The 13,287-nt window shown below is 69.2% G+C and carries 8 protein-coding genes; 2 read left to right on the forward strand and 6 right to left on the reverse strand.

From position 1 onward, the window contains the following. Nucleotides 1-8: 8 nt before the first annotated feature. Complete coding sequence (locus STHE_RS10340; protein WP_052295363.1) at nucleotides 9-1,631, reverse strand: thiamine pyrophosphate-dependent enzyme; 1,623 nt, start codon at nucleotides 1,629-1,631, stop codon at nucleotides 9-11. A gap of 840 nt (nucleotides 1,632-2,471) precedes the next feature. Between STHE_RS10340 and STHE_RS10345 the strand changes: the two genes are divergently transcribed. Further along, the gene (locus STHE_RS10345; RefSeq protein WP_012872531.1) at nucleotides 2,472-2,696 is read left to right on the forward strand and encodes a hypothetical protein; all 225 of its coding nucleotides are present in this window, start codon (nucleotides 2,472-2,474) and stop codon (nucleotides 2,694-2,696) included. Nucleotides 2,697-3,395: 699 nt separating this feature from the next. Here STHE_RS10345 and STHE_RS10350 read toward each other — a convergent pair. The 5 genes from STHE_RS10350 to STHE_RS10370 form a co-directional block, all read right to left on the reverse strand. Beyond that, a complete protein-coding gene (locus STHE_RS10350; protein WP_012872532.1) occupies nucleotides 3,396-4,232 on the reverse strand; it encodes an alpha/beta fold hydrolase in 837 nt (278 codons plus the stop codon). A gap of 170 nt (nucleotides 4,233-4,402) precedes the next feature. Continuing rightward, nucleotides 4,403-5,731 (reverse strand): 2-oxoglutarate dehydrogenase complex dihydrolipoyllysine-residue succinyltransferase, encoded by a 1,329-nt coding sequence (odhB, locus tag STHE_RS10355; protein ID WP_012872533.1) that lies wholly within the window; start codon nucleotides 5,729-5,731, stop codon nucleotides 4,403-4,405. Further along, entirely contained in the window at nucleotides 5,721-8,531 is a 2,811-nt protein-coding gene (locus STHE_RS10360; RefSeq protein ID WP_012872534.1) for a 2-oxoglutarate dehydrogenase E1 component, read from the reverse strand. The genes odhB and STHE_RS10360 overlap by 11 nt, the downstream gene beginning before the upstream one ends. Nucleotides 8,532-9,105: 574 nt before the next feature. Continuing rightward, entirely contained in the window at nucleotides 9,106-10,353 is a 1,248-nt protein-coding gene (locus STHE_RS10365; protein ID WP_012872535.1) for an NAD(P)/FAD-dependent oxidoreductase, read from the reverse strand. 202 nt (nucleotides 10,354-10,555) lie between these two features. Further along, on the reverse strand, nucleotides 10,556-11,662 hold the full coding sequence (locus tag STHE_RS10370) for an ABC transporter ATP-binding protein (RefSeq protein WP_012872536.1): 1,107 nt from the start codon (nucleotides 11,660-11,662) through the stop codon (nucleotides 10,556-10,558). A 405-nt stretch (nucleotides 11,663-12,067) separates the two neighbouring features. Here STHE_RS10370 and STHE_RS10375 point away from each other — a divergent pair, with 405 nt between their 5' ends. Continuing rightward, on the forward strand, nucleotides 12,068-13,120 hold the full coding sequence (locus tag STHE_RS10375; protein ID WP_012872537.1) for an SIS domain-containing protein: 1,053 nt from the start codon (nucleotides 12,068-12,070) through the stop codon (nucleotides 13,118-13,120). The last annotated feature ends 167 nt before the right edge of the window (nucleotides 13,121-13,287 follow it).

The following is a 13,287-nucleotide window of genomic DNA, read 5'->3' on the forward strand; positions in this document are numbered from 1 at the left end:
TACGCCATCTAGTCCCGCCGGCCGGCGAAGACGATCGGCCAGATGCTGGGCATCTCGCCGACCGGCACCTCGATCAACGTGGGGTGATCGCTCGCGAGGGCGTCGCGCAGCGCGGCGCGCAACCCCTCGGGCCCCTCGGCACGCCGCCCTTCGACCCCGAACGACTCGGCCAGTTTGACGAAGTCGGGGTTCAGCAGGTCGGAGGCGATGGTCCGCCCGCCGAAGTTCTCCTTCTGGATGCGCCGGACGTTGCCGTAGGCGTTGTCGTTGAACACGATCGTCACCAGGTTGATCCCGTGACGGACCGCAGTTGACAACTCCTGGACGTTGTACATGAAGCCGCCGTCGCCGTTGATCGAGACCACCCGTTTCCCGGGGTTGCCCACTTGAGCGCCGAGTGACGTTGCGAAGCCGTAGCCGAGCGTGCCCTGGTAACCCGACGTCAGGAAGGTGTTCGGCTCGTACACCGGGAAGCCGAGGTTCGACCAGTAGCCGACCTGCGTGCTCTCGTTGACCAGGATGCCGTCGTCCGGCAGCTCCTCGCGGATGACCTGGGCGTAGGACGCCTGCGGCTGCAGTTCGAAGAGGAGGTCGTCGATCCGCTCCTTGAGCGCGGTCAGTTCCTCCTCCCGCGACGGGCGCTTGCGGTTGTGGCGCGGCACACGGTTCACCAGCTCGGCCAGCCCCGCCTTCAGGTCAGCCGCGATGCCGACTGCAACCGGCGTATTCCGCCCGATCTCCTCCGGGTCGATATCCATCTGGATCACGGTCTGGTCAGGCCGCGGCCCCCAGGTGGAGGTTGCGGGCTGAACGAAGCGGGTCCCGGCGACGAAGACCACGTCGGCCTGGGGCAACAGCTCCCGCCCGGCGACCATGTTCTGCGCCAGATAGTGGCGAGCCGAGATCGCGCCTTTCCCGTTGGCCGACATCACCACCGGCGCCTGCAGCATCTCCGCCAGCTCTCGCAGCTCTTCCCAGGCTTCGGCCCGCAGGATACCTCCGCCGACGAAGATCACCGGCTGCTTCGCCTCGCCGAGGGCTTTCGCCGCGGCCTCCAGCAGATCGGGGTCGCCCGAGGGCCGAGCCGGGGCCGCTCCCCGCTCGATCGGTCCTACGTCCCCGACCGCCTGCAGGATATCGGGCGGCACTTCGATCAGCACCGGCCGGGGTCGCCCGCTCGCCAGCTGCTCGAAGGCCGTCGCCACCAGCCCCGGCACCTCCCCCGGTGCCAGCGCCCGCGCCGCCCACTTGGTGAACGACCCCGCCAGCTCCAGCTGCCGCGGCACCTCATGCAGCACCCCCCGCCCCCGGTCGATCAGGTCACTGGCGATCTGCCCCGCCAGGCACAGCACCGGGCTGGAGCAGGCATAGGCCGTGGCCAGCCCACTGGCCGCATTGAGCAGCCCCGGTCCCGGCACCACCAGGCACACCCCCGGCCGTCCGGTGGTGCGCGCATAGCCATCCGCCATGTAGGAGGTGGCCTGCTCGTGGCGGGTGTGGATGACCCGGATGCGGTCCTGGACCGCATACAGGGCGTCGAAGGCCCAGTCGAGCTGCACGCCCGGCAGGCCGAAGACGACCGCCACCTCGTGCGCCACCAACGCGGCTGCCAGCGCCTCCCCACCCGTCATCTGTGCCACACTCAGTCTCCTTTCTCCTCGCTCGCCCGGAGCACCAAGGATCGGCCGCGGCCGGAATCCGCATGGGCACGCCGGGAAAAGCCGGCCAAACCCGCGGCACGGTACCTGCACATTGCTGGCCGTGTTCGGCGTCCGCGACGTCAGCTCCGACGATTGTAGGACGGATCCACGAGAGCTGCACGCTCTCGCCCGTGGCGAGGGGTCTTGACGCGGACCGGGGCTCCGATATACGTTGATCCCACGGGGACAACAGGGGAGATGGAGGAGTCACGCCTATGGCGCCACAGCCCGAGTCTGCTCGCCCGCAAACCGACTCGACAACATCAGCGTCCCAGGTCAACACCCCACGCTTCGACACGCCCGAAGCGTGGGAGCTCCGGTGCGCCGACTGCGGCGAGTCCTGGAGCGTCACGGCCGAATCGATGATCCAGGGAAACGATTGGATCTTGTGTCCCAGGTGTCGACCCGCTCACACCCCAGCACCTACACCACCATCGCCAGGCAAATAACCGCCTCGCTCGCACCGGCTGTGTCGATCGAGCTTCGCCCGAACCCCCGCCTATAGCGCCCGCGAACTGACCGGCTCGTCGTCGAACCAATGCGACGGGGTGATCATGGCGCCCGCATCGCGCGCAGTGCGTCCCGGCCTGTGCAGGGGGAGAGCAGCGATGCAGGCAGACGCACCGACCTCGTTCCAACGCGCAAGTACCAGGCCCCTTCTCCCACCTGAGTACACATATTTCTAGCCAAGATTGGCTATTGCAGCGCCTACTCATCGCCATGTAGACCTAACCTATCTGTTGTAGTTCCCCTTTTGATTTGGAGATCCCGATGATGCCCATTGACGACCGGCCCTACCGCCACCGGCATTTCGGCGCTCCGGCCGAGTCGCCACACAAGCCGAGCGCCACACCGTTGCTCCCACGCCGATTCGACCTGACCTGCGCCGACTGCGGCACCACCTGGACCGTGAGTCCGACCGATATCCTGGCCGGGGACGCGTGGGTCACCTGCCCGGTCTGCGCGAATGCAGAGCGCGAGCAGGAAGAACGGTAGCGGCCACGGTGGGTGGCTGCGTCTCCCCGTTCGGCGTCTGGCGGTGACAACCGCCGCTCGCCCCTGCCTTCAAACCTGCGAACGGCGGCGCCGGCACGATGCCGGCGCTCCTCGTCCCAGCCAGTGCCGAACGTGGCTCGATCCGCCTGCCCGGATCTGCGCCTCTTACGTTCACCACTCGGCGCAGGTTTCACACTGCCCGGCGTGTGCCCGGGGTGACCCCCCGGGCTGACAAGGAAAGCCGGCTGAAGCCGGCTGTGGAGTGCAGCGGCCAGCACCGCTGCTTTGGTATGGCGCGGGATGATGGCGCGTCGGTCGGTTTCGTACCGTCGTCGGGACGACGGATGGGTGGCGAGAGGATCCCCGTATCGTGGTAAGTGCCCGGGAGTAAACTCCCGGGCTGAGAAGGCGAAGCCCACTGAAGGGGCTGGGGAGTCTTCGCCCCGCGAGGTGCCGGATCGGCTCACTACAGGTGTGGGAAAGAGAAGCCCCTTCAGTGGGCTCTTGTTCTTCAGCCCGGCGGCTTTGGCCCGGAGCACTCACCTGAACGGTGGAGACCGTTTCACCCGGGTCTGAGCCCTGCTGTGTCCCAGCCCGCTTCAGCGGGCTTCCGTTGTTAGCCCGGGGGTTCACCCCCGGGCACATGCCACCGGCATAGATCCGTCTAGTTGACCACGCTCGTCGATCGGGCGGTCCCGATCATGAACTCCCACCCACCCCAATCCGCTCCAGGAACTCCAGGAGCAGCGCGTTGAAGGCGTCGGGGTTGTCGACGGGGACGCCGTGACCGGCGTCGGGCACCTCCACCAGGTCGGTGGGCGGGAGGGCGTCGGCGACCGCGAGGGTCAGCTCGCGGTACTCGGGCTGGGTGTTGGCGCCGTAGACCAGGAGGGTGGGAATGTCGAGGGCGGCGAGCGGGCCGGGGCCGGGATCGAAGTCCATCACGGCATCAAACCACGCCGGAGTGGAATGCACGTTGTGCCGCCACTCAGCCAGCCGGCGGCGGCCGACCTTCTGCGGCCAGTCGGCACCGAGGCGGGGTGTGAGGAAGAGGTCGAGCGCCTCGTCCACCTTGCCATCGTCCAGGAGGACCCGCGCCTGCCGCGCGGCGGCGCTGAGGCGGTCCCCGCCGCGGTCGGGCAGCAGTGCGGGGACCGACGGCTCCACCAGCAGCAGCCCCCGGACGCGCTCGGGCCGGAGGAGGCCGAGCGCCAGGGCGACCGTCGCGCCGAGCGAGTTGCCGATAACGACCGCCTGCTCAACGTCCTCGGCATCGAGGACGGCCAGCGCGTCGTACGCGGCGCGCTCGATGGTCGGGCGCTCACCGGCCGGGGCGCTGTTGCCATGGCCACGGAAGAACGGGGCGATCCAGTGGAACTGCGGGAGGCGCAGCATCTGGTGGACCCAGTTGGAGGTGCCGACCAGGACGCCGTGCAAGGCAAGGATGGCCGGGCTCGCGCCCGGCTCGTGGCGCACCTCGTAGGCGATGCGTGCGCCGTCGTCCGCCTGGGTCATCCGCTGCTCGATCAGCGCCATCGGTGATCCTTTACGTCATGCGTGATGCGTCATCCGTCAGTTCCCCCGCCCCCCGTGGACACCTTCGAAAATCACCCGGCTCCGTGCGGGATGAGGGGGACATGCTTCCCACACAATCGGGGCGCGATCCATCGCGCCCCGATCTGCTTGCATCGTTTGGCTGCGCGGGTCTAGCCCTCCAGCAGCAGGGATTCCGGATCCTCGATCAACTCCTTGACCCGCACCAGGAAGCGGACGGCATCGCTGCCGTCGACGATACGGTGGTCGTAGGAGAGGGCGAGGTACATCATCGGGCGGATGACGATCTCGCCGTCGACGACGACCGGCCGCTGCTCGATCTTGTGCATCCCGAGAATGCCGACCTGCGGCGGGTTGAGGATCGGCGTGCTCAGGAGCGAGCCGTAGACGCCGCCGTTCGTGATGGTGAAGGTGCCGCCCATCAGTTCCTGGAGCTGGAGCTTGCCCTCGCGCGCCCGCGTGGCGAGATCAAGGATCTCCCGCTCGATCTCAGCGAAGCTCTTGCGGTCGGCGTCGCGCACCACGGGCACCACCAGGCCCTCCTCGGCGCCAACGGCGATGCCGATGTCGTAGTAGTGCTTCAGGACGATCTCGTTCCCCTGGATCTCGGCGTTGAGGTACGGGAACGCCTTGAGCGCGCCGACGACAGCCTTGGTGAAGAAGGACATGAAGCCGAGTTTGACCCCGTGCCGCTGCTGGAAGGACTCGCCACGCCGCTTGCGCAGCTCCATGACGGCGCTCATGTCGACCTCGTTGAAGGTCGTAAGCATGGCGGCGGTGTGCTGGGCCTCGACCAGCCGCTGGGCGATGGTCTGCCGCCGCCGGGTCATGCGGACGCGCTCTTCGCGGCGGCCGTCGGCCGCGATCTCGAACGGCAGTGCGCTCGGCGCCGCCGGTGCAGCGGGCGCAGCAGGCGCGGCCGGAGTGGGCGCCGGTGCCGGCGCCGCGGGTGCCTCGGCGCCGTTGGCCGGGGCGGCCGGCGCGGCCTCGCGGGTGCGTCCCGCGCGCTGAATGTACGCAAGCACGTCCTCGCGGGTGACCCGGCCACCCTCACCACTGGCCGGCACCTGCGCCAGGTCGATATCGTACTCCGCCGCGAGGCGGCGAACCGCCGGGGTCGCGCGCGGCCCACCCGGCGCGGCCGGGACAGCGACCGGTTCGGGCTCTGGCTCCCGCGCCGGGGCCGGGGCCGGAGCCGCCGGGGCCTCGGCTGCCGCAGCAGGCGCCGGAGCGGCGGCAGCCTCCGCTTCCACGATGGCCCCGATCACCTCGCCGACGGCCACCGTCTCCCCCTCCGGCTTGAGGATCTTCGCCAGCACCCCAGACTGCTCGGCTGTGATCTCGACGTTGACCTTGTCGGTTTCGAGTTCGACCAGCGTCTCGCCGACCTGGACCGGGTCTCCTTCTTTCTTGAGCCAGGTGCCGACGACCGCATCGACGACCGACTCACCGAGTTGTGGCACTCGAATCTCAACCGGCATGCTGCACTCCGTAGGTCTTCACCCGCGGCGAGGCCACCCCCGCGAAGGCCTCGGCCACGATGCGTCCCTGCTCGACCACGTGCACTTCGTGGAATCCCTCGGCGGGGCTGGCCCGCTCCGGCCGGCCGATGTAGCGCAAGTCCAGATCCGGCCCGATGATCCGGCGCAGGCGCGGCTCCATGTAGGTCCAGGCGCCCATGTTGGCCGGCTCCTCCTGCAGCCAGACCACCTCGCGCGCGTTGCGGTACGACTCCAGCACGCGGCGCAGATCCTCCTCGGGGAACGGGTAGAGCTGCTCAACCCGCACGATGGCCACCGGCGCCCCCGCCTTGCGCGCCTCGCTGGTGATCAGGTCAACGTAGACCTTGCCGCTGCAGAGGATGACCCGGCCGATCTCCTCACGCCGCTCTGCCGCCTCCGGGTCGTCCAGCACCGGCTGGAAGCGCCCTTCGGCCAGGTCGACCGGGAGCGAGGCCGCAGCCGGGTGGCGCAGCAGGCTCTTGGGGGTCATGACGATGAGCGGCCGCGGTGCCGACTTGAGCAGCGCCGCCTGCTTGCGCAGCAGGTGGAAGTACTGCGCCGACGTGGTGCAGTTGGCCACCCGCACGTTGTCGTCGGCCGCGAGCTGCAGGAAGCGCTCCAGGCGGGCGCTGGAGTGCTCCGGCCCCTGCCCCTCATAGCCGTGGGGCAGCAGCAGCGTGAGCGACGGGTTCTCCTGCCACTTGGAGCGCGCCGCCACGATGAACTGGTCGATGATCACCTGGGCCACGTTGGCGAAGTCGCCGAACTGGGCCTCCCAGAGGACCAGCGCCTCCGGCGCCTCCAGGCTGTAGCCGTACTCGAAGCCGAGCGCCGCGGCCTCCGACAGCGGGCTGTTGTGGATCGCGAACGAGGCGCGGGCCGACGGCATCTGCTGCAGCGGGACGAAGCGGTCGCCGGTCTCGACATCATGGAAGACGAGGTGGCGCTGGCTGAAGGTGCCGCGCTCCGCGTCCTGCCCCGCCATGCGGATCGGCGTGCCGTCGCGCAGGATCGAAGCGAAGGCGAGCGACTCGGCGTGAGCCCAGTCGAGCGGCCCGCCCTCTACCACGGCTGCCACGCGCCGCTGCATCTGCCGGCGCAGCTTGGGGTTGAGGTTGAACCCCTCGGGCAGGCGGTGGATCTCCTCGTTGAGCTGGATCAGCACGTCGAGCGGGACAGCCGTCTCGACATGACGCACCCGCGGGTCCACCGACTCCTCGACGAGCGGCTCGCCCCCTTCCTCGCCGTGGGCGACAGCGTTGCGGATCTCCTGCAGCTTGTTGAGGGCCGCCTGCTTCATGGAGTCGGCTTCGTCCTTGGTGACGACTCCTTCGTCCACGAGCGACGCCACCCAGATGTCGCGCACGGTTGGGTGCCGGCTGACGATCTCGTACATGCGCGGCTGGGTGAACCCCGGCTCGTCACCCTCGTTGTGCCCCCAGCGGCGATAGCCGATGAGGTCGATCAGGAAGTCCTTGTGGAACCGCTGGCGGTAGGCCACGGCAAGCCGAGTCGCGATCAAGCAGGCGACCGGGTCGTCGGCGTTGACATGCACGATCGGGATCTCGAAGCCGCGCGCCGGGTCGCTGGCGTAGTGGGTCGAGCGAGCCTGCCACGGCTCCGTGGTGAAGCCGATCTGGTTGTTGGCAATGATGTGCAGCGTACCGCCCACCTGGTAGCCGGCGAGGCGCGAGAGGTTGAGCGTCTCGGCGACGATACCCTCGCCCGGGAAGGCGGCATCCCCGTGGATCAGGATCGACAGCGCGCGCCGGACATCCTGCCGGGGCGGGCCGCCCTGGTCGCGGTCCTCCTGCGCGGCGCGAGTCATCCCCTGGACGACCGGGTTGACGAACTCCAGGTGGCTCGGGTTGGCGGACATCGAGAGGCGGGCACGGATCTCAGGGGCGTGGCGGACCGCTCCCATGTGGTACTTGACGTCACCGGTCCAGCCGCTGCTGCCGCCCTCGGTGGCCGCGGCCGGCTCGCGGTGGTTGACCCCCATGAACTCGGCGATGATCTTAGCGTAGGGCTTGCCCAGCACGTGGGCCAGCAGGTTCAACCGTCCGCGGTGGGCTGCGCCGATGATGATGTCGGAGGTGCCGGCCTCGACCGCCTCCCGGATGATCTCATCGAGCATGGGGACCATCATGTCGGTCCCCTCGATCGAGAAGCGCTTCTGACCGATGAAGGCGCGGTGTAGGAACTGCTCGAACGATTCCACCTCGGTCAGCCGCTGCAGCAGCGCCCGCTTCTGCTCGGCAGTGAGCGGCCGTGCGTAGCGGCCGGACTCGACCGCCTCCTGCAGCCACTCGCGCTCCTCGGCGATCTGCACGTGGTCAAAGTCGTAGCCGATGGTCCCGCAGTAGATGCGGCGCAGGTTGGCGATCGCCTCGGCGGCGTTGCGCGCGCCCTCAGCCGCCGGCCCACCAACCACCGTCGCCGGCAGCGCAGCGAGATCGGCCTCAGTCAGACCATGGGCCGCCGGATCGAGCGATGGATCGCCGGGCGGCTCACTGCCCAGCGGGTCGAGCCGCGCTGCGCGGTGGCCGCGTGAGCGAATACTCTGGGCGAGATTGGCAGCGGCAACGACCTTGGCGACATCGACCCCCGGCGCAGCCTCCGCAACCGCCGTGGCGACCGCACCATCCGGCTCCGGTGCCCAGCGCTCGAAGATCGCACGCGTTTCTGGGTCGACCGACTCCGGATCACGCAGGTAGCGGTCGTACAGCTCCAGGACGTAGCCAGCATTTGGGCCATGAAAACGGCTCATGACACTCATTTGGCGCTTCCACCCATCTTCCCCGCACCGCTCCTTCGCAGCAATCGATCGCGCGTCGTGCCCGGCGCCCCCGCGCACCAGGCCCGCCGGGACGGTTCACATCCCCGGCATGCGACGCGAGTACGCACAGCGTGCCCCCCACCCCGGTGAGGCCCATGGCCCGCGGTTATTCTCTGTCATCGGAGCGGCTACGATGCGCGCGGGTGCGGGCGTCACCGTTGTTACGCTGTTAATGGTACACCAACTGGCACGCTTTCGGACGCCCCCTCCGCGCGTATCCTCTTCCGAATCGTACGCGCCGCACAGCCGGTGCCTGCGCATGTCCTGTCGCCCCGGTTCGCCGTCAGCGAATGACGGCGTCGACGCCGGCGGTGATGGAGTGTGGCGAATGATGCAAGGTCTCCGCGCATGGCGCGTGCCCGGGGGTAACCCCCCCCGGGCTCACAATGAAAGCCGGCTAGAGCCGGCCGGGAACATAGGATTCACATCCGGGTAGTTCGGTGTCCACCGTCCGGTTCGTGCCCGAGGTAAACCCCCGGGCCCGTGCCACAGCGCGGGACCCTTCGCACCACCCCTACTGGCCCGGGCCCGAATCACTAAGACCGACGCCGCGGCCTTCGAGCACCCGGCGGATTGCCTGCTCCGAGTAGACCTCGGCCGGGGGAATGGCATGAGCCATGGCGGCGACGCGGGCGCGGGCCAGCGCCGGGTCCTCCCAGGTGCGGCGGCCGAATTCCTTCCACTCCTCCTCGGTGAAGCGCGCCTCGAGCTGGCCGGTGGTGAACTCGAACATCGGCAACACATCGGCGTCACGCCGGGCGTGGTACTCGGCCAGCGCCGTCTGTTCGTCGATCTCTCCCTGCCACCAACGGTCGAGCGACTCGACGAGGAGCTGGGCGCTGCGGACCGCGTCACCCATCCCCTGCACACTGTGCGGGTCCTTGTGGCACCCGGCGTCGCCCACGAGTGCCCAGCCGGGGCCGACCGGCACGCGCAGGAAGTTCGGCAGATCGCCGGTGCCGACGATCGGCCCCTCGAGTTGGCTGTCGCCGATCCGCTCCATTGCCTCCGGGATGCGCGCCAGACCGCCGAAGAAGTGCTCCCGGTGGTTGCGCCGGAAGGCGTCGAAGGCGCTGGCCTGTACGCCGAAGCCGACCAGGGTCAGCCCGTCGTCGCAGGGGAAGATGAAGGACGCGGCGTACTCGGCACCGATCTCGGGGTAGGTGCCGCGTACGGCGAAGGCGCTCGGCGGGTCGTCCAGCGGAACCCCGCGGAAGTAGCCGTAGTACCAGGCGAACATCGGCGGGAAGTCCTCATAGGCCGTCGCGCCGACCTCGCGCGCGACCAGCGAGTGCCGTCCGTCGGCGCCGATAACGAAGCGCGCCCGCGCCTCGTGCTCCTGTCCCGCCTCCTGGTAGCGCACGCCGATGACCCGCTCGCCCTCCCGCAGAAGGCCGGTCACGCGTGCCCCGGTGTGCAGCTCGATTTCCGGGTGTGCTCCGGCCGCCTCGACCAGGATCGCGTCGAGCGGCTCCCGGCGGATGCAGAGCGCGAAGTCGCGGCCGTCAACCTCGGCGAAGGGCGCGTCGACGTAGGGGAAGCGCAGACGCTTCAGCCGGGGCGCGTCGATCGCCAGCACACGGTCCAGCACGCCGATGCGCTCGAACGCACTGAGCGAGTCGGTGAAGAAGAGGTGGGTGGACAGCGTCGAACTGGGGAAGCGATCGCGATCGAGCAGCAGGATGGAGTAGCCCCGCTGCGCCAGGAGCAGAGCGGTGGTTGAGCCCGCGATCCGGGCACCGACGATGATGGCGTCGTACATCAGACCGGGTCGTTCCTTGCCGTGAGCGCCAGCAGCCAGACCGTGCGGCGGCCCCACGGGCACACCGCCCGGCCAGCCCTAACTCTACCACCGGCCGGAACACACGCGTTCCCGTCCGGCCCGGCTGCGCCAGCATCCGAGCGGCTTCCTTCGTCCCTGCACGTAGGTAGACGATGAGCGCCGGGATCTTCCCGGCGCCCTTTCATAACGTCAACGTAGCCTGGGAGTCGGGGTCGAAGGCGTGGATCTGGTCGACGTCCACCGTGAGGGTGACCACGTCGCCCGGGTCGGGCTGGAACTCCGGCTCGACCCGTGCCACCAGCGTGCGCCCTTCCGGCCCGCGCAGGTGCAGCAGCGTCTCCGCTCCCAGCGGCTCGACCAGCTCCACCGGCAGACGCACGTGTCGCCCGTCGGGGGCGGCGTCCGCCTCGTTCACCTCGTGGAAGTGCTCCGGTCGGATGCCGAGCAGCACTGACTTACCGTCCCACTCGCGCAGCCGCGCACCTCGCTCCGCCGGGAGCGTCAGCCGCAGGTCCTCGGCGACGACCTGCAGCCCCTCCGGCGTGGTGGTCACGTGAGCCGGGAAGACGTTCATGGCCGGGCTACCGATGAAGGTCGCGACGAACAGGTTGGCCGGCCGGTCGTAGAGGTTCTGCGGCGTGTCGAGTTGCTGAAGCACCCCGGCGTTCATGACCGCGATCCGGTGGCCCATCGTCATCGCCTCGACCTGGTCGTGGGTCACGTAGACGGTGGTGGTCCCCAGCCGCTGCTGCAGCTTGATGATCTCGGCCCGCGTCTGCACGCGCAGCTTGGCGTCCAGGTTGGAGAGCGGCTCGTCCATCAGGAAGACCTGTGGCTCGCGCACGATGGCCCGCCCCAGCGCCACCCGCTGCCGCTGCCCGCCCGAGAGCTGCTTCGGCTTGCGGTCCAGCAGGGTGTCGATCCCCAGGATCTCGGCCACGTTCTTCACGCGCCGCTCGATCTCCTCCTTGGGGGTGCCCCGCAGCTTGAGGCCGAACGCCATGTTGTCGCGCACGGTCATGTGTGGGTAGAGGGCGTAGTTCTGGAAGACCATCGCGATGTCGCGGTCCTTGGGCGGCACGTGGGTCACCACGCGGTCGCCGATGATGATGTCGCCGCTGGTGACTTCCTCCAGCCCGGCGAGGCAGCGCAGCGCGGTCGTCTTCCCGCAGCCGGAGGGACCTACCAGCACCAAGAACTCGCCGTCAGCAATGTCCAGGTTCAGGTCATTGACGGCCGTGACCCCGTCGAAGCGTTTGGTGACGTGGTCGTAGATCACTTGCGCCATGCTGGATCCCCCTCTTTCCGGTATCGACCGGCGCACGCGCGCGGCGCCGCCCACGGTTGCGGCCTCTCCCCATCTTAACCCGCGTCGTACCTGCCGTCACCTACCCGACTGTGTGCGCAGGGCGCTCGGGCGCTCGTCTTCGGTTCGCCGAGCGGGATAGTGTCTCCGCCGCGCATCGCACGCCGCGTGCCGCTACACAGGCTACGCACGGGAAACCGGGAAAGCACGATCCGGGACGCCTGGGCTACCCGGTCGCGGCGCCGAGCGTGGTAGAGTCCGTTCACACGCATCCTCCACCATGCCCAGCCGGCTGTTATCCTTTGCCGCGCGTGGCGGAGGACCGCGCACCAACCAGCGATTCCCCAAGCTTGCAGATGGCGGCGGGGACACCTGCGAGGGAGAACGATGAGCCAGGGCCAGAATTTCGACCGGGAGGTACGCGAGCAGCCGGAGGCACTCGAGCGGCTCCTCGCTCGTGGACGGGAGCAGGCCGAGGCGATCGCGGAAGCGATCCGCGACGCCGAGCCGAACCTGATCGTCATTGTCGCGCGGGGTAGCTCCGGCAACGCGGCGGTGTACGCCAAGTATCTCCTGGGCATGCGGAACGGATTCCCGGTCACGCTCGCTGCGCCCTCCATGTTTACCCTCTACCAGCAGCCGCCGCGGCTCGGCCGCGCCGTGGTGATCGGCATCAGCCAGTCGGGCCAGTCGGCCGACATCGTGGCGGTGGAAGAGGCGGCACGGCAGCAGGGAGCGCTCACCGTCGCCATCACCAACCACCCCGAGTCGCCGCTCGCCACCGCGGCGGACTACTGCCTGCCGCTGCACGCCGGGCCTGAATACGCCGTCGCGGCCACCAAGACCTACACCAACCAGTTGATGGCGCTCGCACTCCTCTCCACTGCCCTCCGCGGGGAGGACGCTGACGCCGACTGGGAAGCGCTCGCGGCCATCCCGGCCGCCGCCGAGGCGGCACTGTGGCTCAACGCGGGGATCGCCGAGCAGGTCGAGCGCTTCCGCCACGTAGACCGCTTCGCCGTGATCGGCCGCGGCTACAACCTCGCCACCGCTCACGAGATCGCCCTCAAGATCAAAGAGACGACCTACACCATGGCGCACTCCTACTCGTCGGCCGACTTTCTGCACGGCCCGGTGGCGATGATCGAGCCAGGCTTCCCGGTCCTACTCATCGCGCCCTCCGGCGCCACGCTGGACAACACCGCCGGGCTGCTCGGCCTGCTGGAGGAACGCGCAGCGGAGGTCATCACCATCTCCGACCAGGAGGACCTGCTGGCACGCGCCGGGACGCCGCTGCCGCTCCCGACGGGAGTGCCGGAGTGGCTCACGCCCGCGATCGCGGTGATCCCGGGGCAACTCTTGGCCGGGGCGCTCGCCGCCGCCCGTGGGCTCGACCCGGACCAGCCACGGGGCCTGAGCAAGGTCACCGTCACGCACTAGTGCCCAGCCCAGCGTAAGCGATCCGGCAGGAGCCGGGTCGGGAGCGCAGTCGTCCAGCAACCCCTTGCGCCCCCACCGCTGGGGCGCCGAACCGCGCGCGCACCGACGGGAGCCGCGCTGCCGCTGGGCGCCGGGACTGTCGCCTGCTGGCGATGAGGTGAATAATT

Source organism: Sphaerobacter thermophilus DSM 20745, from assembly GCF_000024985.1.
Taxonomy (GTDB): Bacteria; Chloroflexota; Chloroflexia; order Thermomicrobiales; family Thermomicrobiaceae; genus Sphaerobacter; species Sphaerobacter thermophilus.